Genomic DNA, 22,305 nt, shown 5'->3' with positions numbered 1-22,305 from the left:
TGCGAAGAGGTCACACCCGTTCCCATACCGAACACGGAAGTTAAGCTCTTCAGCGCCGATGGTAGTTGGGGGTTTCCCCCTGTGAGAGTAGGACGTCGCCGGGCACCAAGAAAGTCATTGCTGAAAAGCAGTGGCTTTTTTTATGCTCAAAAACAAATAGAAAATCAACTTTTCTAGTAGTGTTACCATCATAAAAGAAAAAAGACTGTAGGCAAATGCCATAGTTTCTGTAGTTTTACTACAGTCTGAGCCTTAAGCTAATGCAGCGGGCTTTCCCGTTCGACTAAGTCTGTAGTTCTGCCAATTGAATCACAAGGAGCCCCAATACTTCAGTGAATGACCATTCAAGAAGATATGAACTGCTTAAAGTACTGGCATCCATTATAATAGGGGTAGATAAAGGAAGTGTAAGTAGCTATGAGATACACGGATCGTCCGCTTGTTCAAGCGTTGAATACATTTAGGGCAGCAAACCCGGTTTCGTTTCACGTACCTGGGCATAAGAATGGGATGCTTTCCGGTTTGCCGGATGAATTGCGCTCGTCCCTTTATTATGATGTTACTGAACTTGAAGGACTTGATGATTTACATGAACCGGAAGGAGTCATAGAAGAAGCACAACGAAGGTTAGCTTCACTATACGCTTCGGATTGCAGTTTTTTTCTTGTTAACGGATCGACGGTCGGCAATTTGGCGATGATCTATGCAACGTGCCGTGCGGGAGATACAGTCATCGTTCAGCGAAATGCGCATAAATCGATATTCCATGCAATTGAATTGACGGGTGCGGTTCCGGTGTTCATCTCACCTGCATGGGATGCTTTTACCCAGACGGTTGGGACAGTGACAGCTGGGCAGGTTAAGCGGGCGTTACAGGTGTACCCGGAGGCGAAGGCGGTTGTTCTTACATATCCAACCTATTACGGTGCAGCGGGCACGGAGTTGCAAGAGGTGATTCGGTTATGCCATTTATACAAAGTACCTGTCCTTGTTGATGAAGCGCATGGTGCCCATTTCGTTGTCGGTAAACCGTTTCCGCGCTCAGCACTGGAGATGGGTGCGGATGTGGTTGTACATTCAGCGCATAAAACACTACCTGCGATGACGATGGCGTCTTATTTACATGTTCGTTCAGATTTACTCTCATATGAAAAAGTGGCCTATTATTTAAGGATGCTACAGTCGAGTAGCCCATCGTATTTACTTATGGCTTCTCTGGATGATGCACGAGCTTATGCAGAATCCTATGATGAAGAGGATAAAGTACATTTCATGGAAAAACGTGGTATCTTCATTGGGAAACTAGAGAAGATAGCAGAACTTCAAACTGTCGAAATGGATGACCCGTTGAAACTTCTTGTACGTATACACGGATATAGTGGCTTTGATGTACAAGATGCGTTGGAATTGGAAGGGATCTATACGGAACTTGCCGATGCATACCAGGTTCTTTTTGTTTTACCTTTATTAAAAACGGGGATTGCTTATTCCTTTGCTGAAATAGCAAAAAAGATTGAGTCGGCAGTCGCGAAGCTGAAAGAGTCGGGTAAGTTTTCACATACAACTGAGGCATTGACGATAGATGAAGAAATTTCCTGCCCCGTCTATACATTCAAGGAAATTGAAGGGATGGAGACGGAGTGGGTTACTTTTGAAGAAGCATTAGGGCGTGTTGCTGCCGCGTCTGTTATTCCTTATCCCCCCGGTATCCCGCTTTTGATAGCCGGGGAGGCAGTGTTGGACAGGCATATTAGGGCAATAAAGGAGTTAGTTCGACTGGAAGCTAAAATCCAAGGGACTATCCGATTAAAAGAAAAACAATTACTCGTAGTAAAATGAAGAGCGGAGGAATACCATGGTATATAAAGGGAAATTCATCACGTTCGAAGGACCGGAAGGCGCGGGGAAGACAACAGTCATTTCAAAGCTATTCGACTTCTTGAAAGAGGAGGGATGGAGTGTCATCATCACGCGTGAACCCGGAGGGATCCGTATCGCAGAAAAAATACGTGGGATTATCCTGGATAATGAACATGTTGAAATGGATGCGAAGACGGAAGCGCTGCTCTATGCGGCTGCCAGACGACAACATCTTGTAGAAAAGATCATTCCTGCGTTGGATAAGGGCTTCATTGTCTTATGCGATCGCTTCATTGACAGCTCGCTTGCTTATCAGGGGCACGCACGTGGACTTGGAATCGATGAGGTTCTGTCGATTAATGAGTTTGCGATTGGAAATACGATACCGGATTTGACTGTGTTTTTTGATATTGATCCAGAAGAAGGTCTTGCAAGGATTGCAAAGAATAGTGATCGTGAAAAAAATAGGCTGGATGAAGAAGGCATGCAATTTCATCGTGATGTATATAATGGGTATAAAGAGCTTATCCACCGATATCCAGATCGGATTGTCGTAACCGATGCATCGCTTTCGCAACTGCAGGTAATTGAAAATGTTAGCGAAATTATAAGCTCACGACTCATCTAATCAGTTAATTCATGATATACTAAATGGAAAGCGGAAAAGGGGAGATTACTGTGAAATTGATTGTGGCGGTAGTACAGGATCAAGACAGTAACCGGTTGTCTGCAGCATTGACGAAAGGCGACTTCCGGGCAACGAAATTGGCCAGTACGGGAGGGTTTTTAAGATCGGGGAATACAACGTTTCTAATTGGGACTGATGATAGCCTTGTACAAAAGGCGCTTGAGCTCATTCGGGAAAATTGTCGTTCACGAGATCAAATGGTAGCACCTGTTTCACCGATGGGTGGAAACGCCGATTCATATATTCCGTATCCGGTTGAAGTTGAAGTGGGTGGAGCGACAGTGTTTGTGCTTCCAATTGAACATTTTCATCATTTTTGATGGGCAGAGGTGAACAGGAGTGAAAGTCAACAGTGACTATCGCACCGGTCTAGACAAGTTAAGAAATGACCCTTTACAAACGACTCAAGGTGGGACACGGTTTGGTCAAATGGTTGTTAAACAAGAACAGCGTCTTCATGGTGAGCAAATTACGAGACTCTTCGGGGATATCTCAGCTGTTGGCAATCGAATTGCCCGGTCACGAAACTTACGGGATATGGCTAAATTCAAAATGCTTATCAAACGTTTTTTGAAAGAGGCGGTCGATTCAGGCATGGAGCTTAAACAGTCTCATACTTGGAACCAATATGGCGAAGGCCGACGATTGAAGCTCGTTGAAACAATCGATGAAAAGTTAATTGAACTGGCTGAAGACTTGTTGAATCAGGAAAAGACATCTATTGATTTGTTAGCTAAAATCGGCGAAATCAAAGGACTTCTTATTAATCTATACATGTAATCCCGTGTTTTCTGCCGTATTGGAAACACGGGTTTTTTGAAAAGTAAAGAACAAAATTATAATATAAAAAAACACCTTGTTATTCGTTAGGGGCTTGGGTCATAAGTCGGCTGAGCTAGGAAGGATTGAACTGCATCCTTCCCGGGCAAAGAACGCCGCTACGCCTTATGCCTGTCGCCTCTAAGCTAGACGCTGTTACTTTTCTTTTATAAAGGAGGGATTTATCATGGGAGAGGAAAAAGATGTGCGACTCTTTAAGGAACAGAAAGCTGTTGTTGAACGATTGTGTTCCACGTATCGAACGGGTCGAATTGGCCATGCTTATCTGTTCGACGGGGGAAACGGTACGGGAAAAGAAGCCGCGGCACTTTTTTTTGCAAAACTGCTCCTTTGCGAAAATCCTGGAAATTCTGTACCTTGTGAAACATGCCACTCTTGCCGACGTATAGCATCTGGCAATCATCCAAACATAACGATTATTCGACCAGATGGACAGGCTATTAAAAAGGAACAAATGTCCAACCTCATTTTTGCGATGACGAAGAAAGGTTATGAGTCGGGTAGGAAGATTTATATTATTGCACAGGCAGACAAGATGAATGTTGCCGCTGCAAATACTCTTCTTAAGTTCCTTGAAGAACCAGAAGGAGTCGTGACAGCGATTCTTATGACTGACTCGTACCAATCAATTTTGCCCACTATCCAATCAAGATGCCAGCGGATTCCATTTCTTCCACCCTCACGAAAAGTAATGATAGAGGAGCTTGTGAGAATGGGGATTACTTCAACGATGGCGGCGACTGTCACGACAATGACGGCGAATCTCGACGAAGCAATTCATCTCGCAAGTGAAGATCAATTTGCACACATGCGAAAGACAGTGTTAAAATTGGTTGAAGCATTGGATTCCCAAGTTCATGAAACATTATTGTTCATCCAATCGGAGTGGTCTCCACTGTTTAAAGAGAAGGAAGAGACCGACCGCGGATTAAACCTTCTTCTATACGCCTATCGAGATATTGTAGCGTATAAAGCGGGATTGCAATCCACGCCGACGTTTCCGGATCAGCAAGAGTTTTTCAAAGGATGCGCGATGAAGATGACTTACAGCTATCTGTCTGCCAATATGGAAGCGATTCTACAGGCGAAAAAACGTCTGCATAGCAATATGAATCGTACACTTCTGATGGAACAATTGGTACTCAGTATGCAGGAGGGGTTACTTGTTGTATAAAGTAGTAGGTGTCCGCTTTAAAAAAGCGGGTAAAATATATTATTTCGATCCGTTGGAGTATGCTCTCGATAAAGGCGAATATGTTATCGTTGAGACGGCACGCGGAGTTGAATATGGAAAAGTGGCAAGTCACGTTAAGGATGTCAGTGAAAATGACGTTGTTCTGCCGCTTAAGAAGATAATTCGCCCTGCACAAAATGAGGACCTCGAAAAAGTAGAGGAAAATCGTTCAGAGGCTGAAAGAGCTTTTGAAATTGGAGTAGGGAAGATTGTTGAACATCAGCTTGATATGAAGCTAGTTGATGTGGAGTATACATTTGACCGGAATAAGCTTGTGTTTTATTTCACTGCTGAGGGTCGAGTGGATTTCCGGAACTTGGTTAAAGATCTTGCCTCTATTTTCCGTACACGTATCGAACTTCGGCAAATCGGCGTACGTGATGAAGCGAAGATGTTGGGCGGTATCGGGCCTTGTGGACGAATGCTTTGTTGTTCCACTTTTCTGGGGGATTTCGAACCCGTTTCCATCAAGATGGCGAAAGATCAAAATCTATCGCTCAATCCATCGAAAATTTCAGGCCTATGCGGTCGTCTGATGTGTTGCCTAAAATATGAAAACGATGACTACGAAGAAGCAAAGGCACTTATGCCAGACGTGGGCACGCGCGTTCAAACTTCAGACGGACCAGGTAAGGTAGTGGGTCTGAATCTTCTTGAGCGTCTACTCCAAGTGAAGTTGACTGATCAAGATCAGGTTTTGGAGTATACATTGGAAGAAATTCTTAATCCGGAGAGTAAAATTGTTCAAATGATGAAATGATGAAATGGTGAGGTGGGGTAGTTGAAAGAAAGGAATTTTCTTGACAGGGTAATGGAATTCGAACAACAACTTGAATCCATGCAAAATCAATTCCGTGATTTAATTGGATTCGTTGCGCAGATGACGGAAGATAGCCATTCACTTCAACTCGAAAACCATCATCTGCGAAAGCGGCTCGAAGAGGTAGATGGACAATCGCAGACTACAAACAAGCGACAACATCGAAAAAAACCAAATAAAATCGATGTCGGAGAAGGCGTTGATAATCTGGCACGTCTTTACAATGAAGGGTTTCATGTCTGTAATGTCCATTACGGAGGTAGTCGTAAAGGGGAAGACTGTCTCTTCTGTCTATCATTTTTAAATAAACAAAATGTATGAAATGAGCCGATCCTATTAAAATGTAGGGATCGGCTTTTTTATATTCAGGAGGTATAACTTATGGAAGAAATCCTACAGGGCGATGAACGATTGGATTATTTATTGGCGGAGGACTTGCGTATCATCCAAAGTCCATCCGTATTCTCATTTTCCTTGGATGCAGTTTTGCTTGCGAAGTTTGCGTACGTCCCATTACGCTCAGGTAATATTGTTGACCTTTGTGCGGGCAACGGGGCCATTCCGTTATTCTTAAGCGCACGTACAAATGCCGTTATTACAGCCGTTGAGCTGCAGGGGCGACTAGCAAATATGGCAGAAAGAAGCGTCCATTATAACGGATTGCAGGAAAGAATTCATGTTTTGAATGATGATGTCATTGGTATTGCCAAAAAGATTGGCTATGAAAAGTACGATACGGTTACATGCAATCCCCCCTATTTTTTATCGAATGAGGCAAGTGAGAAAAATATGCTTGAACATATCGCAATTGCTAGACATGAGATCCATTTAACACTTGAGCAGGCAGTGCAATCCGCAAGCGAATTATTAAAGCAAGGCGGAAAAGCAGCCTTTGTCCATCGTCCTGGCAGATTACTAGATATTATTACAGCAATGCGGGCAAATCGACTAGAGCCGAAGCGAATTCGATTCGTTTATCCGAAAGAGGGAAAAGATGCAAATACATTACTAATAGAGGGCACTAAAGATGGAAAACCTGACTTAAAAGTTTTACCTCCCTTGTATGTCTACGGATCTGATAACAAATACACAGAAGAAGTGAGGCTCCTCCTGTATGGACAAGACGCGTGAGCATTACTTTTATGTACTTGAATGCAATGATGATTCGTACTACGCGGGTTATACGAATGATTTAGAACGACGCGTTCATGTCCATAATGAAGGGAAAGGTGCGAAATACACACGGGCGAAGCTTCCTGTTCGTTGTATTTATCATGAATGTTTTGAAACAAAGCGTGAAGCGATGCAAGCAGAGTATCGATTTAAACAGTTGAAACGATATGAAAAGGAACGGTATATAAAAAAGGGGATGGATTCGCATGAAGTCACAGAAAAGTGCTGAACTAGGCGGCGGAAAGTTATACCTTGTCGGGACACCAATAGGTAATCTGGAAGATATGACGTTCCGCGCAATACGTGTCATGAAAGAAGTGGATACAATAGCAGCAGAAGATACCCGTAATACAATCAGGTTATGCAACTACTTTGAAATCAAGACCCCCCTTATCAGTTATCATGAACATAATATTGAAGCGGGCGGCGATAAAATACTGGAGATGCTTGCCACTGGGAAGACGGTTGCTGTTGTCAGTGACGCTGGAATGCCGTGCATATCAGATCCAGGAGCAGACATTGTTGCTAAGGCGATTGCAGCTGGATTTGATGTCGTCCCGGTTCCCGGTGCAAATGCCGCAATTAGTGCGCTTGTTGCTTCTGGTCTAGTACCCCAACCATTTCTGTTTGTCGGATTTGTATCACGCCAGAAAAAGGATCGTAAAGCGCAATTGGATGTGCTGAGGCTTAAGAAAGAAACGGTCATTTTGTATGAAGCACCGCACAGACTGAAAGAGACAGTTCGTGCGCTCCATGAAAGCTTCGGCGGGACACGCCGGGTTGTCTTGGCACGTGAATTAACAAAACGATATGAAGAGTTTTTGCGCGGGACGCTTGAAGAGGCCCGTCTATGGGTAGAATCGAATGAACTAAGAGGCGAATTCTGTATCGTCCTTGAAGGGGGAGATGGCGTCGCCGAAGAAAAGCAAGAGGTGTGGTGGAGCGGTTACACCGTTCTGGAACATGTAACGGAGCTAATTGAACAAAAAGGAATCCGCTCAAAGGAAGCTATTCGAGAAGTGGCAAATGATCGAGGAATGAGCCGACGTGATGTCTATAGGGAATACCATGTCGAGGATTAAGACCAGTCCCAATAAAAATATGCAAGCACCCCGAGGGACTTGCACTAGACAATCATCTGATTTGAAAACGTTTAAAAAACCCGAATCAGTTAACCGGTCCGGGTTCTAAATGGAATTACTTGTTTAGTTTGTCTTGGATTTCATTAATAAGCTGTTGTGCACCATCTGGGCTTAAAATCAATTTACCATCTATTAGACGAAGGTTCTCGTCAGATACGTCACCCGTAATCGAGCAAGTCATATTTGGCATATACTTTTTCAGGATGATCTTATCTTCATCGACGTAGATTTCCAAAGCATCTTTTTGAGCGATGCCAAGTGTACGGCGTAATTCAATCGGAATTACTACACGTCCAAGTTCATCCACTTTCCTTACAATACCAGTTGATTTCATAATTAGGCTCCTTTCGATCTATGTAGTTTCGACACGTTTCGACATATTTCTCTTGTCTGTTAACTATCATACCAACTCTTCCAATTAACGTCAATATAATCTGCTTGATTCTTAGATAAAAAGAAAGACTCACTTACGAGAGTTGCAGATTACGATAAAAGTGACCTATGGCATAAGGAAAAAGGGATAGGAAAAGGCATGAGCAAGGAATTACATTGTATCAATGGGATGCTTTCGATAGAATAGATACTATATACTTTTGCAATGGAGGAATTGTCGTGGATAATCAGAAAAAAGCATTTTATATTACAACCCCGATTTATTATCCGAGTGGAAAATTCCATATTGGGACCGCATATACAACGGTTGCCTCAGATGCAATGGCGCGTTATAAACGACTTCGCGGTTATGACGTTCGTTTTTTGACGGGCATGGATGAGCATGGCCAAAAGATCCAAGAAAAAGCGGAAGAGGCGGGCCTACCCCCTCAAGAATATGTTGATGGTATCGCTCAAATTGCGAAGGAAGTTTGGAAACTCATGGACATTTCCTATGATGACTTCATCCGTACGACAGAAGAACGCCATAAAGTTGCTGTAGAAAAGATATTCCAAACGTTCCTTGATAACGGGGATATTTATAAAGGTGAATATGAAGGTTGGTACTGTACGCCGTGTGAATCGTATTTCACTGAATCACAACTTGAAAATGAAAATTGTCCGGATTGCGGGCGTCCTGTAAAAAAAGTGAAGGAAGAATCATATTTCTTCAATATGAAGAAGTACGCCGATAGACTCCTGAAATTTTACGAGGATAATCCAACCTTCATTGAACCGGTTTCACGTAAAAATGAGATGATTAATAACTTTATCAAGCCGGGGCTTGAAGACTTATCTGTTTCACGTATGTCGTTTGACTGGGGAATCAGAGTACCGGGCGATGCAAAACATGTTATTTACGTTTGGGTAGATGCATTGACGAATTACATCACTGCACTTGGTTATCGTTCGGATGATGAATCGTTATTCAACAACTATTGGCCAGCGGACGTTCATGTCGTCGGCAAAGACATTGTTCGTTTCCATACGATTTATTGGCCGATTTTCTTGATGGCGCTCGATTTACCATTACCGAAAAAAGTGTTTGCACATGGCTTCATTATGATGAAAGACGGTAAAATGTCGAAGTCGAAAGGGAATGTCGTATATCCGGAAATGCTTGTAGAGCGTTATGGATTGGACGCAACGCGCTATTTCCTTCTACGTGAATTGCCATTTGGACAAGATGGCGTATTCTCGCCTGAATCATTCATTGAACGGACGAACTATGACTTGGCAAATGACCTTGGTAATTTGTTAAACCGCACCATTTCGATGATCAATAAGTACTTTGACGGTTTCATACCAACAGAGGGACTTGTAGCTACGGAATTTGATACGGTCTTGACGGATTTCATCACAGAAACAGTTAAAAAGTATGAAGTATCAATGGAAAAGATGCAGTTTAGTGTTGTTCTCGGCGAAGTGTGGGCGCTTGTATCTCGAACTAACAAATATATTGACGAAACATCGCCGTGGGTATTGGCAAAAGACGAAGCGGATAAAGGAAAGCTCGCGTCCGTCATGGCAAGTTTGGCAAACTCGTTGCGTCATATCGCAATTTTGCTTCAACCGTTCATGACTGAATCCCCGAAAAAGATTGCAGAGCAACTCGGATTGTATGAACAGATACTTGCATGGGACACAATAGGAGACTTCGGTGCAATACCTACAGCAACAAAAGTTGTGGAAAAAGGCGTACCGATCTTCCCGCGTCTTGACCCAGAAGTTGAAGTTGTTTACATTCGCGAACAAATGGCAATTTCAGCGCCTGCTGAAATTGCGCCTTCTAAAGAACCAGCGAAGGATGAGACGGTGGTAGAAGAGCAAGTAGACGAAATCTCAATTGACGACTTTATGAAAGTGGATTTACGCGTGGCGACAGTTACAGCGTGTGAAAAAATACCCAAAGCAGACAAATTACTTAAACTTCAGCTTGACCTCGGTTATGAATCGCGTCAAGTCGTTTCTGGCATCGCGGAACACTATGAACCGGACGCGCTTGTTGGTCAAAAGGTAATCGTCGTGGCGAATTTGAAGCCTGTGAAGTTGCGTGGGCAACTGTCCCAAGGTATGATTCTAGCTGGTAAATCTGACGGTGTATTGAAACTTGCTACAGTTGATCAATCACTTGAAAATGGTGCGCAAGTAAAATGAGAAATGAAAACGACGTCCCTCCTGGATACGTCGTTTTTGCTTTTATCGTTGGAACTTCAATTTGTAATCAATTTGTAAACGAATTGTGATGAAAGAAATAAAGAGGTCAACTAAAATAAAGATATTGTGAGGCGAAGACGAAATGTTTATAGATACCCATGTACACCTAAATGACGATCAATACGAAAATGATATAGACGAAGTGATTCAACGTGCCCAAGAGGTTGGGGTAGAAAAAATGGTTGTTGTAGGGTTCGATAAAAAGACCATTACAAGAGCGATGGAACTCGCTGAAAAACATTCTTTCATCTATGCGGTTGTCGGGTGGCATCCCGTTGATGCAATTGATTGTACAGAGGAAGACTTGAACTGGATTGAGTCACTTGCTGCACATCCGAAAGTCGTTGGTATAGGTGAAACAGGACTGGATTACCACTGGGATAAGTCACCTAAAGATATTCAACAAGAAGTGTTCAGAAAACAGATCCGACTTGCACAAAAAGTGAACCTTCCAGTAATAATTCATAATCGAGATGCAACAGCGGATGTCGTCAGAATTTTACAGGAGGAAGAGGCCGGTAAAACGGGAGGCATTATGCACTGTTTCAGCGGTAGTGTTGAAACAGCCAAAGAGTGCATAGCTATGGACTTTATGATTTCGCTTGGCGGACCTGTTACATTTAAAAATGCAAGAATGCCAAAAGAAGTCGCAACTGAAATTTCACTTGAGCATTTATTGATTGAAACAGATGCGCCCTATCTTGCACCTCATCCAAATCGCGGAAAACGGAATGAACCGGCGTGGGTCACACTTGTAGCCGAAGAGATTGCGCGTTTGAAAGAAATCCTCGTGGAGGATGTGGCGAAAAAGACAACAGAAAATGCACTAAAAATATTTAAAATAAGATGACTAGAAAGCTAGGAAGACTCCCATACTTTGCTGTAAAGGGAGCAACTATTTCTCTTGCGTGTGAAATTCGAAAGGGTTGACACGTTAAAAAGTTCCCTTTATAATCAGCCGAGTGATGAAGGAGGAGTTATTTTCATGTCAAATAGAACCATGAAAAGCCTAATCTTTAAGTCATTGAGGAGTAAACAAATAGCAATTACCATCGTTTCGTTGACACTATTTGTTACTATAATTTCACTTGCCCTATATGAAGGGACAAAAAAATCAGTCACGCTAGATGTGAACGGTGAAGAGCTTGAGATTAAAACGCATGCAAATACAGTGGGCAAACTTCTTTCCGAACAGGAAATCAAGATTGCCAAACACGATATAGTAACACCCTCAGTGAAGACGCCCATAAAAGACGGTTTAGCTGTCAGTTGGGACCAGGCAAAACAAGTTGCAATACAAGTTGACAAGACGAAGAAAGTGGTCTGGACGACAAAAGAAACAGTAGGGAAAGTATTGGCGGAAGCTGGAATCGGGATAACTGAACATGATTCTGTGATTCCTGAAATGACAGAACAAATAGGTGATGTCGATAGCATTAACATCGAGAAAGCTTTCGAGGTAACGCTAAATGACGGTGGGAAGAAACAAACGCTTCGATCAACTTCGACTACGGTCGCTGACTTTTTAAAGAGAGAAAACATTCAATTAAATGAATTAGACCGACTAAAAGGGAATGCAGAAGAAGTTCTCAAACCCAATTCAATAGTTAAGGTCATACGAGTGGAAAAGGTCACCGATGTAGTGGAAGAATCGGCGAACTTTGCGGTTGAAACACGTAACGATTCTTCTTTACTCAAAGGACGTGAGAAAGTTGTCCAACAAGGGAAGAAAGGGAAAGTTTCGCGCAAGTTCGAAATAGTGAAAGAAAATGGTAAAGAAGTATCCCGTTCGTTATTGGTAGAAAAAGTACTCGTAAAGCCACAAAAGAAGGTTGTTGCCGTCGGTTCAAAAGTAATGGTAGCAAGTGCTTCAAAAGCTAGAAAGCGTGTCACAAGTGTATCTAGAAGTAATGCTCCTTCTGGGGGTAAAGAATTATTTATGACAGCTACTGCATATACTGCGCAGTGTAATGGCTGCTCTGGTATTACGGCTACAGGTATTAATTTACATTCGAATCCGAACTTAAAAGTCATTGCAGTCGACCCAAGTATTATTCCGCTTGGATCAAAAGTTTGGGTTGAAGGATATGGATATGCAATTGCCGGAGATACAGGCGGCGCTATCAAAGGAAAGAAAATCGATCTTCATATGCCGACGAAATCAGCAGCTTATAAATTCGGTCGGAAAAAGGTTAAAGTGAAAATCATCGATTAACGGCTATCCGCAGGACTATAATAGGTCCTGCGGATTATTGTGTTCAAGCAAAGTATACCAGTAGCGCTCGTCTGTACAAGCATCCAAGAGCAAGGTAGAATTAAAGTAAGAATGGAACAGGAAAGAGGATTTCTGTGAATATAAAAGAAGTGATTGTTGTTGAAGGTAAATCAGATACGATTGCTGTGAAACGCGCAACTGGCGCAGATACGATTGAGACGAACGGATCTGCAATCGATGAATTAACGCTCGAACGCATTGGACACGCGCAAAAGACGCGTGGGGTGATTGTATTTACTGACCCCGATTATCCAGGGCGACGGATCCGGGCTATTATCGAAGAGAAGATTCCAGATGTGAAGCATGCTTTTTTGAAAAAAGAATTAGCGATTGCAAAAAACGGGAAAAAACTTGGTATTGAACATGCGCGGGATGAAGACATTCAGCGCGCAATCCGCTCGGTCTATACGATGAATGATCAGCCTGTTGTCGATATCCCTCTTGCAGCTTTGATGGCAGCAAGACTTATTGGTTATCCCGAAGCCAAAAAAAGACGCGAACGCTTAAGTGCACTTTTACAGATTGGTCAGGTGAATGGGAAAGGTCTGAAAAAGCGTCTAGAAATGTTCCGCATCAGCCATAATCAGTTAGAAGAAGTACTAAAAGTTCTCGATGAGGAGGAAAAACATGAATAAGGACATAGCAACTCCGGTCAGAACGAAAGAAATTCTTAAAAAGTACGGATTTGCGTTCAAAAAAAGTTTAGGTCAAAACTTTTTAATAGACCCAAATATTTTACGTAATATTGTTTCATACGCAAATCTTACTGAGAAGACAGGCGTTATTGAAATAGGACCGGGTATCGGTGCGCTTACCGAACACATTGCAAGAAGTGCGGGGAAAGTGGTTGCTTTTGAAATCGATGGGCGTCTTTTGCCTGTTTTAGAAGATACATTATCCCCTTATGGCAATGTGGAAATTGTACATCAGGATATACTGGAAGCAAATCTTGCACAAATTGTTGAAGAACATTTTGCTGACTATGAAGAAATCGTTGTCGTCGCCAATCTGCCTTATTACGTAACGACGCCAATTATCATGAAGTTTTTACTTGGGAAAGTACCAATTGCACGCATGGTTGTTATGATGCAAAAAGAAGTTGCAGATCGCATCACCGCAGTTCCAGGTACAAAAGCGTACGGCTCATTATCCATTGCAATCCAATACTTTATGGATGCGGAGGTATCGATGATTGTGCCGAAAACTGTTTTCATGCCACAACCTAATGTTGAATCGGCAGTTCTTCTCTTAACAAAGAAGGAATCACCGCCGGCATATGTGATTGATGAGGACTTTCTTTTTACGGTTTCAAAAGGATCATTTATCCAGCGTCGCAAGACTATCTTGAATAACTTGCAAAGTTCGATGCCAGATGGGAAAGCGAAAAAAGAGCAAATCTTAGCGGCGTTTGAAAAAGTCGATATGGATCCAGGAAGACGGGGAGAGACGCTGTCAATCGAAGAGTTTGCAAAGTTATCGAATGCGTTGTATGAAGACTTTTTTATACCCCAAGATAAGTCCCGAAAATAGTAGATATTTTGTTGATTATCAACCTTTTTTTCATAAAAGCATTGACAAAGTTAATGCCCCATTGTTAAAATGAAACTTTTAATTGACAGAACTTTTTAAAAGTGCTATACTTGTGTCTAGTGAGGTGTAAGCCATATGCCAAAAACATTAGCGGACATTAAGAAGTCATTGGATTCTCACCTGGGAAAACGTTTGCACTTAAAAGCGAACGGCGGTCGTAAGAAGACGATCGAACGGGCGGGAGTATTGCGTGAAACGTATCGCGCAGTATTCGTAGTCGAACTCGACCAGGACGAAAATGCGTTTGAAAGGGTATCTTACAGTTACGCAGATATTTTAACCGAAGCGGTTGAAATAACAATTATTGAAGGTGTAGATCCCACTGCGTTCATCGTCAAGTAGTTACAGCATTTATGATTTATTTTAATTCTATTTTAAATAAAAACACTTATGTGAGTTTCCGGTAAACGGATTTTCTTACGTAGGTGTTTTTTCTTTTATTCCGTCCATACTATAGGCGTCAGCTGTAAAGGAGGAAAACCAAATGGCGAAAAAACGGAGTATGATGTCTGAGCAACTGAAGGTAGAAATAGCCAAAGAGCTTGGGTTTTACGATGTTGTTGAGCGAGAAGGTTGGGGAGGCATAAAATCTCGGGATGCTGGAAATATGGTGAAACATGCCATTGAAATGGCAAACCGTAGTTTGCAACAAAATCAAAATAATCTTTGATTAACCCTATATTCCCACTATAGGCTGACTGATTAAGAGTTGTACAAGGCGTCTCAATGACGTCTTGTGCAGCTTTTTTTCATTGGTTGATGAGTTCAACCTTTTTACTGTTCGTCCGGCGCTATTCGGGGCAAATCAAGGCGGTGTCGCTTCTCTTATTGTCTAGCTCCAGCACCCCGGGGCTCGGGTTATAAGTCAATCCAACTGAGTGGCAAAGGACGCTGCCAAGCCGTTCCGTCTTATGCTTGTCGCCCCTGACATAGGTGCTGTGCTTTTTTATCTTGACGATTTAGGATGCAAACGATTCAGCCTATGGTAAAATAGGGAACAAAGACAAGCTAGAATGGAGGGAGCCCTATGCTATATGAGAAGGCGCCGGCAAAAATCAATTTAACACTTGATGTATTACATAAACGCGAGGACGGTTTTCATGAAGTTGAAATGATTATGACGACCGTCGATTTGGCAGATCGGGTATGGCTTCGTTCGACGAATGATGGACTAATAACGATTAAAACATCTGAGCGATTCGTGCCAAGTGATCGAAAGAATTTTGCATACCAGGCTGCAGAGCTACTGCAACGTAAGTATGGTATAAAAAAGGGTGTGGAGATTACACTTGAAAAAAGCATTCCCGTTGCTGCAGGACTTGCAGGTGGCAGTTCAGATGCCGCTGCAACCTTGCGTGGTCTGAATAGGTTATGGAATTTAAGGATAGAAGCAGACGAGTTGGCATCGCTTAGTGCACAGATTGGATCGGATGTCGCATTTTGTGTGCATGGTGGAACGGCACTTGCAACAGGACGCGGCGAGATAATCGAGAGGTTGCCTATCCCACCTAACTGTTGGGTAATTCTTGCCAAGCCGGCTATATCCGTTTCTACTGCAGACATCTATGGCAAGCTGAATCTGGCCACTATTCAACACCCAAGTACTGCGGGAATGATTGATGCATTAGAAGAAAGTAATTATGAAGCGATGTGTAAAGCGGTTGGAAATGTTCTTGAACCAGTAACAATGGAACTGTATCCACAAGTGATAACTTTAAAAGAACAGATGGTAAAGTTCGGTGCGGATGCAGTACTAATGAGTGGTAGTGGTCCGACCGTTTTTGGTTTGGTGCAACATGAATCTAGGGTGCCGCGTATTTACAATGGGTTGAAAGGGTTTTGCCCCGAAGTATATGCAGTTAGAATGATGGGTGGGCGTCACATTCTTGATTAGACACGTATGAATGTGATAATCTACGATTAAAACATTCGTATTCGGAGGTGTACCTATGAAATGGAAAAGAAGTGAAAGACTTGTCGATATGACACGTCATTTATTGGAATATCCGCGTGAACTTATTCCGCTTACCTTCTTTTCCGAACGGTACAAGGCGGCAAAGTCTTCAATTAGTGAAGACTTGACGATTGTAAAAGAAACGTTTGAAGAAAAAGGAACTGGGAAACTAGTAACGGTGTCTGGTGCTGCGGGAGGGGTAAAGTTTATACCGAAAGTAGGTAGTGCAGATGTCCAAGAAGTGATATCATTACTTATGGAAGAACTGGGTCACTCGGATCGATTACTGCCGGGTGGTTATCTATTCATGACAGACCTTCTTGGAAACCCTCGCCTTATGGATCGTGTCGGCAAGGTGTTCGCTTCTGCTTTTGCTGAAACGGAAATCGATGTTATTATGACGGTGGCGACGAAGGGAATACCGATTGCACATTCTATTGCACGGCATTTGAATGTTCCCGTCGTGATTGTACGCCGTGATAGTAAAGTGACGGAAGGGCCGACGGTCAGCATTAATTACGTTTCGGGTTCAACGAGGCGTATACAAACAATGGTCCTTTCGAAGAGAAGTATGCGCAGTGGCCAAAAAGTACTCATTACAGACGACTTTATGAAGGCAGGCGGCACAATGGTAGGCATGAAAAACCTATTGGAAGAGTTCGGTTGTAAGCTCGCGGGGATTGCCGTCCTTGTTGAAGCTGAGCATTTAGAAGACGTACTTGTCGATGACTATTTATCGCTGGTGAAGTTGCGTGCAGTAAACGAGAAAGATCGTACAATTGTTTTGGACGAAGGAAATTACTTTGCGGAAGGTGGAAACTAATATGAATTATGTTGCGACGGAGAAGGCACCGAAAGCGATTGGTCCTTATGCACAAGCGGTGAACGTGAATGGATTTGTTTATACATCTGGTCAAATTCCATTGACACCCGAGGGTTTACTTGTCGCTGGAACAATCGAAGAACAGACTCACCAAGTATTTGAAAATTTAAAGGCGGTTCTTGAAGAGGCTGGTTCTTCCCTAGAGAAGGTTGTGAAGGCGACCGTTTTCATTAAGGATATGGATGAATTCGTTGCGGTGAACGATGTGTATGCACAACATTTTGGAACGCATACTCCTGCCCGTTCAACGGTTGAGGTTGCAAGACTACCTAAAGACGTAAAAATAGAAATTGAAGCCATCGCTTTAGTAGGCGAGTGATATGCATCCGCCCGGTAAAACGGAGCGGATGTTTTTTTTATTTTTTTTTTTCGGGGGATCTTGACTGCGAGACAAAAAGCGCCTCTTCATCGATCCGTCCTATGCCTGTCGAGTCTAAGCGGCTACTTTCACATTTCAATTATTTAAATTATTTCGTTTTTAAAAAGAGGGAAACGCTTACTTTTGTAGAATATAGATGACAAGCGCTGCAATGACAAAAGGAGTGGTTATGGGATGGAAGTGACAGATGTAAGGTTGAGGAAAGTGGAGACAGATGGCAGGATGAGGGCGATTGCGTCTATAACGATTGATGATGAATTTGTTGTTCACGATATTCGTGTTATTGATGGGAATGAAGGACTTTTCGTTGCGATGCCAAGTAAAAGAACGCCAGACGGTGAATTTCGCGATGTTGCACACCCTATCAATTCTAATGCGAGAATGAAGATTCAGGATGCTGTACTTGCAGCTTTCCATATTTCAGATGAAGCAGAGTTATTGGAAACTGTGGTTGTGTGAACTGAGTTTTGGTTAGACTATCGAATGTGAAGAAGAACTAGATTGGAACTGTCTGTGTTTATTCATGGGCAGTTTTTTTATTTATAAAAAGGGCTTTTTGTTATTTCTTATGCCTGTCGAGCCTGAACGGCCGCTTTCGCTTTTCTTGTAAAAAAAGAAATAAATAATAAAAGAAAATAAACTAAATGTCAAGGGGGTCCAGGTTGAAAAAAAGGTGTAAATCCGATATAGTCAATAGTGAAAACTTTGGGAGGGCCAACAAATGACGAATACATATGCCATCGTCCTCGCTGCAGGACAAGGTACACGGATGAAATCCGCTTTATATAAAGTGCTCCACCCCGTATGTGGAACGCCAATGGTCGAACATGTTATTGATCATATTCGCAGTTTGGGTGCAAATCGAATCGTGACAGTCGTTGGACACGGTGCAGAACTAGTTGAAGAAACACTTGGAAGTAAAAGTGAGTATGTGCTACAAGCAGAACAACTTGGTACTGCACACGCAGTGCAACAAGCAGAGCAACTTATAGGTGATCTCGAAGGTACGACAATTGTTGTTTGTGGTGACACGCCGTTAATTCGATCAGAAACAATGGAAGCACTCATCTCGCATCATACCAAGAATGGTGCGAAGGCAACAATCCTAACAGCTGAAGCGGATGACCCAACAGGATACGGTCGTATTATCCGTGGTGCAGAAGGCCAAGTTTTGCGTAATGTGGAACAAAAAGATGCAACGCCGGAAGAAAGAAAAGTAACTGAAATCAACACAGGCACTTACTGTTTTGATAACCGTTCACTTTTTGAAACGCTAAAAAAAGTAAAGAACGACAACGCACAAGGTGAATTTTATCTCCCGGACGTTATCGGGATCTTACAATCCGAGAAAGCATTAGTTTCAGCTTATATAACGGATGACTTCAGTGAAACACTTGGCGTTAATGATCGGGTTGTTTTGTCGGAAGCGGAGCGCGTAATGCGACGACGTATTGCCGAAAAGCATATGCGGAACGGCGTGACAATTATTAATCCAGATAACACATATATAAGTGCCGGTGCTGAAATTGGTCGTGATACGATTCTTCAACCAGGTACGCTAATCGAAGGCGCAACAATCATTGGTGAGATGTGCATAATTGGACCGAACAGCCAAGTGATTGACAGTGCGATAGGTGATGGGACGACCGTTCATTCATCAGTTGTCAAAACAAGTAAAATAGGTGCATCCACAACGATTGGACCTTTTGCGCATATCCGACCAGAATCAGATCTTGGAGATCATGTGAAAATCGGTAACTTCGTCGAAGTGAAAAAGTCAGTACTCGGCGAGGGAAGTAAAGTGTCCCATTTAAGCTATATCGGTGATGCCAAAGTGGGTACTGATGTAAATGTCGGCTGTGGGACTATAACTGTCAATTATGATGGGAAGAATAAATATGTGACAACGATTGAAGATGACGCATTCATTGGATGCAATTCCAATCTGATAGCACCAGTAACCGTTGGAAAAGGCGCATATGTGGCAGCAGGTTCGACAATCTCGAAAAATGTACCGGAAAGTTCACTTGCAATTGCACGCGCGCGCCAAGAGAATAAAGAAGGCTATGCAACAAAACTAAAACTTAAATAAACAGGGGGCCCACGATGGCTAATCATTATCCGAATGGTAAACTGAAGGTATTTTCTTTGAACTCCAACGAAACACTTGCAAGGGAAGTGGCGGAGGAAATTGGACGACCACTAGGCAAGTGTTCCGTAAAGCACTTCAGTGACGGGGAAGTCCAAATCAACATTGAAGAAAGTATCCGTGGTTGTGACGTATTCGTTATCCAATCTACGTCACAGCCTGTCAATGAAAATCTGATGGAACTCCTTATTATGGTTGATGCATTAAAGCGTGCCTCTGCACGTACAATTAATGTCGTGATGCCTTATTACGGCTACGCGCGTCAAGACCGTAAAGCGCGTTCACGTGAACCGATAACTGCAAAACTCGTTGCAGACTTACTTGAGACAGCTGGGGCACATCGTGTTATTGCAATCGATTTACATGCACCACAAATCCAAGGGTTCTTTGATATCCCCATAGATCATCTAGTTGCTGAACCGATCCTTACAGAATACTTCAAAGGAAAAGGCTTTGACAATGATGAACTTGTAATTGTTTCTCCTGATCATGGCGGAGTAACGCGTGCACGCAAAATGGCGGATCGTATGAAAGCACCAATTGCTATTATTGACAAACGTCGTCCGCGTCCAAACGTTGCTGAAGTGATGAACATTGTAGGTAATGTCGAAGGCAAAACAGCCATACTTATCGACGATATCATCGATACTGCCGGGACAATTACAATTGCTGCAAACGCATTAATAGATAGTGGTGCGAAAGAAGTGTATGCTTGTTGTACACACCCTGTTTTGTCCGGTCCTGCCATTGAGCGGATTGACAACTCACAGATTAAAGAACTAGTTATTACGAACACTATCGAAATGCCCGAAACAAAGAAATCGCCGAAAATCATCCAACTGTCAATTGCTAAACTTCTCGGCGATGCAATTGTACGCGTATTCGAAGAGAAATCAGTCAGTACGTTATTTGATTAAGCAACACGTTTCAGGTCGTCTGCCATGGGGTATTTATAAGTTAGATTAATCTTTTCAAAAGAAAGGTGATTAAACAATGAGTACAACATTAAAGTCGGAAATGAGAGAAACAAAGAAGAAATCAAATTTAACGCAATTGAGAAAAGAAGGATTCGTTCCCGCAATTGTTTACGGATACAAAATGGACGCGACGCCCGTTTCAGTAACCGAAAACGATTTACTGAAAACGTTGAAAGTGACAGGACGTAACGGTGTTTTGAAATTAGATGTCGATGGGAAAAGCGTTGACGTTGTCTTGGGAGATTATCAGGCAGGTGCATTAAAAGGCGACATCCGCCATGCAGACTTCCTTGCGATTGATATGACCGAAGAACTTGAAGTGGATGTACAAGTCCATCTTGTAGGTCCGTCCATAGGTGAAAAAGAAGGCGTCGTCGTTCAACAGCCAAACTTTGAACTGAGGATTAAAGTGAAACCTTCAGAAATTCCAGAGTCATTTGAAGTTGATATTACAAAACTTCAAATTGGGGAAACGATTACAGTCGCGGATATTCGTGGAAAATCGAAATTTGAAATTTTAAGCGATGATGATCATTCACTTGTACTGATCTCTGCTCCACGTACTGAACAAGAGATGGAAGAACTTGAAAGCGAACCATCAGTAGATGTAGACGCGGAGACTAAGGTCATTGGTGAAAAAGTAGAATAAAAAAGTGCAGCACACGGGTTACCCGTGTGCTTCTTTTCTATATATGTTGAACTAATGATTCCGTATAATCATAAGTGAAGGCATCCCCGAGCGCCGAGCGTAGTTGAGAGGATTCTTTATGTCAACACATATATTTGAATAATTACTTTTAAAGGAAGAGCGTATATAATGAAAATGATAATTGGACTCGGAAACCCGGGTAAACAATATGAAAAAACACGCCACAATGTGGGCTTCCAAGCTATCGATAAGCTCTGTGAGCGTCTTTTGGCACCTTCCATGCAGTCCAAGTTTAATGGAATGTATTCGGTTGTCCATCACCCTAAAGGTAAAGTAATACTTGTTAAGCCACTTACGTATATGAATTTATCGGGCGAATGTGTCAGACCATTAATGGATTACTATGGAGTGGATGTAGGTGATATCGTCGTCATTTATGATGATCTCGATATTGCACCAGGTACAATTAGACTTCGTCAAAAAGGAAGTGCGGGCGGTCATAACGGCATGAAATCACTTATTGCGCATCTTGGTACGGATCAATTCAATCGGATTCGAATTGGTGTGGGCAGGCCGGTTGGGGGTATGAAAGTTGCTGACTATGTGCTCTCTTCTTTTAGTAAAGAAGAACAGCCTTTGATAGGCGATATGATTGATAAAAGTGCTTCTGCAGTTGAATCATGGCTTGATAACCCTTTTAACGATGTGATGAACAAATTTAATGGTGCATAAGGAATAATGGATCCATCTGTTGCCTATACTTTAGTAAAAAGGGGGCCTCAAAAAAAGATGAGCATCCGATATACATGCCGCCACTGTGAAGTAGAGATGGGTAAAATACCGTTCGAATCGGTGAAGGAAACTGTACTTCTTTTGCAAAAGATTGACACAGGGGAAGAAGAGCGGTTTTTAACATATGAAAAAGATGGGGCTTTGACAGTGCGTTCCATATGTGAACAATGCGAACAATCATTACAGCGGTTTCCTGATTACTATACACTTAACAAATGGCTACAATAGATGTATGCTTTGGCGCTAAACGG

At 42.5% G+C, this 22,305-nt stretch carries 27 protein-coding genes and 1 rRNA gene; 27 read left to right on the top strand and 1 reads right to left on the bottom strand.

Translation table 11 applies throughout. From position 1 onward, the window contains the following. The 11 genes from rrf to rsmI form a co-directional block, all read left to right on the top strand. Positions 1-104, top strand: a 5S ribosomal RNA gene (gene rrf / locus FILTAD_RS01085); the annotation flags it as partial. 313 nt (positions 105-417) lie between these two features. Further along, complete coding sequence (locus FILTAD_RS01080; RefSeq protein WP_124068650.1) at positions 418-1,839, top strand: aminotransferase class I/II-fold pyridoxal phosphate-dependent enzyme; 1,422 nt, start codon at positions 418-420, stop codon at positions 1,837-1,839. Between the two features lie 16 nt (positions 1,840-1,855). Further along, complete coding sequence (gene tmk / locus FILTAD_RS01075; protein WP_124068649.1) at positions 1,856-2,488, top strand: dTMP kinase; 633 nt, start codon at positions 1,856-1,858, stop codon at positions 2,486-2,488. A 50-nt stretch (positions 2,489-2,538) separates the two neighbouring features. Beyond that, positions 2,539-2,868 (top strand): cyclic-di-AMP receptor, encoded by a 330-nt coding sequence (locus tag FILTAD_RS01070; RefSeq protein ID WP_124068648.1) that lies wholly within the window; start codon positions 2,539-2,541, stop codon positions 2,866-2,868. Between the two features lie 19 nt (positions 2,869-2,887). Continuing rightward, positions 2,888-3,328 carry a YaaR family protein gene (locus tag FILTAD_RS01065; RefSeq protein WP_124068647.1) on the top strand — a complete coding sequence of 147 codons (441 nt, stop codon included), beginning with the start codon at positions 2,888-2,890 and terminating at the stop codon, positions 3,326-3,328. 226 nt (positions 3,329-3,554) lie between these two features. After that, positions 3,555-4,562: a DNA polymerase III subunit delta' gene (holB, locus tag FILTAD_RS01060; RefSeq protein WP_124068646.1), complete on the top strand. Its 1,008-nt coding sequence runs from the start codon at positions 3,555-3,557 to the stop codon at positions 4,560-4,562. Beyond that, entirely contained in the window at positions 4,555-5,382 is an 828-nt protein-coding gene (locus FILTAD_RS01055; RefSeq protein WP_124068645.1) for a PSP1 domain-containing protein, read from the top strand. The genes holB and FILTAD_RS01055 overlap by 8 nt, the downstream gene beginning before the upstream one ends. 21 nt (positions 5,383-5,403) lie before the next feature. Then, positions 5,404-5,763, top strand: a complete 360-nt coding sequence (gene yabA / locus FILTAD_RS01050) for a DNA replication initiation control protein YabA (RefSeq protein ID WP_124068644.1) — start codon at positions 5,404-5,406, stop codon at positions 5,761-5,763. A 60-nt stretch (positions 5,764-5,823) separates the two neighbouring features. Further along, on the top strand, positions 5,824-6,573 hold the full coding sequence (locus FILTAD_RS01045; protein WP_124068643.1) for a tRNA1(Val) (adenine(37)-N6)-methyltransferase: 750 nt from the start codon (positions 5,824-5,826) through the stop codon (positions 6,571-6,573). Next, entirely contained in the window at positions 6,557-6,844 is a 288-nt protein-coding gene (locus FILTAD_RS01040) for a GIY-YIG nuclease family protein (protein ID WP_124068642.1), read from the top strand. Before FILTAD_RS01045 ends, FILTAD_RS01040 begins: the two co-directional genes overlap by 17 nt. After that, complete coding sequence (gene rsmI, locus FILTAD_RS01035) at positions 6,822-7,697, top strand: 16S rRNA (cytidine(1402)-2'-O)-methyltransferase (protein ID WP_124068641.1); 876 nt, start codon at positions 6,822-6,824, stop codon at positions 7,695-7,697. The genes FILTAD_RS01040 and rsmI overlap by 23 nt, the downstream gene beginning before the upstream one ends. A gap of 115 nt (positions 7,698-7,812) precedes the next feature. On the opposite strand, the gene abrB is transcribed toward rsmI, so the two are convergent. Then, on the bottom strand, positions 7,813-8,091 hold the full coding sequence (abrB, locus tag FILTAD_RS01030) for a transition state genes transcriptional regulator AbrB (protein ID WP_124068640.1): 279 nt from the start codon (positions 8,089-8,091) through the stop codon (positions 7,813-7,815). A 278-nt stretch (positions 8,092-8,369) separates the two neighbouring features. Between abrB and metG the strand changes: the two genes are divergently transcribed. The 16 genes from metG (at position 8,370) to FILTAD_RS00950 (ending at position 22,282) form a co-directional block, all read left to right on the top strand. Beyond that, a complete protein-coding gene (metG, locus tag FILTAD_RS01025; protein ID WP_124068639.1) occupies positions 8,370-10,346 on the top strand; it encodes a methionine--tRNA ligase in 1,977 nt (658 codons plus the stop codon). 142 nt (positions 10,347-10,488) lie between these two features. Then, positions 10,489-11,256: a TatD family hydrolase gene (locus tag FILTAD_RS01020; RefSeq protein WP_124068638.1), complete on the top strand. Its 768-nt coding sequence runs from the start codon at positions 10,489-10,491 to the stop codon at positions 11,254-11,256. 135 nt (positions 11,257-11,391) lie between these two features. Next, a complete protein-coding gene (locus tag FILTAD_RS01015) occupies positions 11,392-12,621 on the top strand; it encodes a resuscitation-promoting factor (protein ID WP_124068637.1) in 1,230 nt (409 codons plus the stop codon). 134 nt (positions 12,622-12,755) lie between these two features. Then, on the top strand, positions 12,756-13,316 hold the full coding sequence (gene rnmV, locus FILTAD_RS01010; RefSeq protein ID WP_124068636.1) for a ribonuclease M5: 561 nt from the start codon (positions 12,756-12,758) through the stop codon (positions 13,314-13,316). Next, positions 13,309-14,211, top strand: coding sequence for a 16S rRNA (adenine(1518)-N(6)/adenine(1519)-N(6))-dimethyltransferase RsmA (rsmA, locus tag FILTAD_RS01005; RefSeq protein ID WP_124068635.1), 903 nt, complete (start codon positions 13,309-13,311; stop codon positions 14,209-14,211). The genes rnmV and rsmA overlap by 8 nt, the downstream gene beginning before the upstream one ends. A gap of 135 nt (positions 14,212-14,346) precedes the next feature. Continuing rightward, positions 14,347-14,613, top strand: coding sequence for a biofilm formation stimulator Veg (gene veg / locus FILTAD_RS01000; protein ID WP_124068634.1), 267 nt, complete (start codon positions 14,347-14,349; stop codon positions 14,611-14,613). 142 nt (positions 14,614-14,755) lie between these two features. Then, a complete protein-coding gene (locus FILTAD_RS00995; protein ID WP_124068633.1) occupies positions 14,756-14,941 on the top strand; it encodes a small, acid-soluble spore protein, alpha/beta type in 186 nt (61 codons plus the stop codon). Positions 14,942-15,298: 357 nt separating this feature from the next. Beyond that, positions 15,299-16,165 carry a 4-(cytidine 5'-diphospho)-2-C-methyl-D-erythritol kinase gene (ispE, locus tag FILTAD_RS00990; protein WP_124068632.1) on the top strand — a complete coding sequence of 289 codons (867 nt, stop codon included), beginning with the start codon at positions 15,299-15,301 and terminating at the stop codon, positions 16,163-16,165. Positions 16,166-16,220: 55 nt separating this feature from the next. Then, positions 16,221-17,048, top strand: coding sequence for a pur operon repressor (gene purR, locus FILTAD_RS00985; RefSeq protein ID WP_124068631.1), 828 nt, complete (start codon positions 16,221-16,223; stop codon positions 17,046-17,048). Between the two features lies 1 nt (position 17,049). Beyond that, complete coding sequence (locus tag FILTAD_RS00980) at positions 17,050-17,427, top strand: RidA family protein (RefSeq protein ID WP_124068630.1); 378 nt, start codon at positions 17,050-17,052, stop codon at positions 17,425-17,427. 234 nt (positions 17,428-17,661) lie between these two features. After that, on the top strand, positions 17,662-17,946 hold the full coding sequence (spoVG, locus tag FILTAD_RS00975; RefSeq protein ID WP_124068629.1) for a septation regulator SpoVG: 285 nt from the start codon (positions 17,662-17,664) through the stop codon (positions 17,944-17,946). Between the two features lie 262 nt (positions 17,947-18,208). Beyond that, a complete protein-coding gene (gene glmU / locus FILTAD_RS00970; RefSeq protein WP_124068628.1) occupies positions 18,209-19,579 on the top strand; it encodes a bifunctional UDP-N-acetylglucosamine diphosphorylase/glucosamine-1-phosphate N-acetyltransferase GlmU in 1,371 nt (456 codons plus the stop codon). Between the two features lie 14 nt (positions 19,580-19,593). Then, positions 19,594-20,553, top strand: a complete 960-nt coding sequence (locus FILTAD_RS00965) for a ribose-phosphate diphosphokinase (protein ID WP_124068627.1) — start codon at positions 19,594-19,596, stop codon at positions 20,551-20,553. A 76-nt stretch (positions 20,554-20,629) separates the two neighbouring features. After that, entirely contained in the window at positions 20,630-21,262 is a 633-nt protein-coding gene (locus FILTAD_RS00960; protein WP_124068626.1) for a 50S ribosomal protein L25/general stress protein Ctc, read from the top strand. A gap of 168 nt (positions 21,263-21,430) precedes the next feature. After that, positions 21,431-21,994, top strand: a complete 564-nt coding sequence (pth, locus tag FILTAD_RS00955) for an aminoacyl-tRNA hydrolase (protein ID WP_124068625.1) — start codon at positions 21,431-21,433, stop codon at positions 21,992-21,994. Between the two features lie 57 nt (positions 21,995-22,051). Continuing rightward, a complete protein-coding gene (locus FILTAD_RS00950; protein WP_124068624.1) occupies positions 22,052-22,282 on the top strand; it encodes an anti-sigma-F factor Fin in 231 nt (76 codons plus the stop codon). Positions 22,283-22,305: the final 23 nt, after the last annotated feature.

Origin of the sequence: Filibacter tadaridae (assembly GCF_900609045.1) — a bacterium.
In the GTDB taxonomy this organism is placed as follows: Bacteria; Bacillota; Bacilli; order Bacillales_A; family Planococcaceae; genus Sporosarcina; species Sporosarcina tadaridae.
The sequence above is the reverse complement of the archived record's forward strand: the minus strand, read 5'-3'. Positions and strand labels throughout refer to the sequence as shown.

What these genes read in the sequence shown, in the direction of transcription:
- FILTAD_RS01020 (WP_124068638.1), top strand. Translation starts at nt 10,489, where the DNA reads ATGTTTATAGATACCCATGTACACCTAAATGACGATCAATACGAAAAT.
- purR (WP_124068631.1), top strand. Translation starts at nt 16,221, where the DNA reads ATGAAATGGAAAAGAAGTGAAAGACTTGTCGATATGACACGTCATTTA.
- FILTAD_RS01015 (WP_124068637.1), top strand. Translation starts at nt 11,392, where the DNA reads ATGTCAAATAGAACCATGAAAAGCCTAATCTTTAAGTCATTGAGGAGT.
- FILTAD_RS00980 (WP_124068630.1), top strand. Translation starts at nt 17,050, where the DNA reads ATGAATTATGTTGCGACGGAGAAGGCACCGAAAGCGATTGGTCCTTAT.
- tmk (WP_124068649.1), top strand. Translation starts at nt 1,856, where the DNA reads ATGGTATATAAAGGGAAATTCATCACGTTCGAAGGACCGGAAGGCGCG.
- abrB (WP_124068640.1), bottom strand. Translation starts at nt 8,091, where the DNA reads ATGAAATCAACTGGTATTGTAAGGAAAGTGGATGAACTTGGACGTGTA.
- FILTAD_RS01045 (WP_124068643.1), top strand. Translation starts at nt 5,824, where the DNA reads ATGGAAGAAATCCTACAGGGCGATGAACGATTGGATTATTTATTGGCG.
- glmU (WP_124068628.1), top strand. Translation starts at nt 18,209, where the DNA reads ATGACGAATACATATGCCATCGTCCTCGCTGCAGGACAAGGTACACGG.
- FILTAD_RS00950 (WP_124068624.1), top strand. Translation starts at nt 22,052, where the DNA reads ATGAGCATCCGATATACATGCCGCCACTGTGAAGTAGAGATGGGTAAA.
- FILTAD_RS01040 (WP_124068642.1), top strand. Translation starts at nt 6,557, where the DNA reads ATGGACAAGACGCGTGAGCATTACTTTTATGTACTTGAATGCAATGAT.
- FILTAD_RS01080 (WP_124068650.1), top strand. Translation starts at nt 418, where the DNA reads ATGAGATACACGGATCGTCCGCTTGTTCAAGCGTTGAATACATTTAGG.
- FILTAD_RS00995 (WP_124068633.1), top strand. Translation starts at nt 14,756, where the DNA reads ATGGCGAAAAAACGGAGTATGATGTCTGAGCAACTGAAGGTAGAAATA.
- FILTAD_RS00965 (WP_124068627.1), top strand. Translation starts at nt 19,594, where the DNA reads ATGGCTAATCATTATCCGAATGGTAAACTGAAGGTATTTTCTTTGAAC.
- FILTAD_RS00960 (WP_124068626.1), top strand. Translation starts at nt 20,630, where the DNA reads ATGAGTACAACATTAAAGTCGGAAATGAGAGAAACAAAGAAGAAATCA.
- pth (WP_124068625.1), top strand. Translation starts at nt 21,431, where the DNA reads ATGAAAATGATAATTGGACTCGGAAACCCGGGTAAACAATATGAAAAA.
- holB (WP_124068646.1), top strand. Translation starts at nt 3,555, where the DNA reads ATGGGAGAGGAAAAAGATGTGCGACTCTTTAAGGAACAGAAAGCTGTT.
- rsmI (WP_124068641.1), top strand. Translation starts at nt 6,822, where the DNA reads ATGAAGTCACAGAAAAGTGCTGAACTAGGCGGCGGAAAGTTATACCTT.
- rsmA (WP_124068635.1), top strand. Translation starts at nt 13,309, where the DNA reads ATGAATAAGGACATAGCAACTCCGGTCAGAACGAAAGAAATTCTTAAA.
- spoVG (WP_124068629.1), top strand. Translation starts at nt 17,662, where the DNA reads ATGGAAGTGACAGATGTAAGGTTGAGGAAAGTGGAGACAGATGGCAGG.
- veg (WP_124068634.1), top strand. Translation starts at nt 14,347, where the DNA reads ATGCCAAAAACATTAGCGGACATTAAGAAGTCATTGGATTCTCACCTG.
- ispE (WP_124068632.1), top strand. Translation starts at nt 15,299, where the DNA reads ATGCTATATGAGAAGGCGCCGGCAAAAATCAATTTAACACTTGATGTA.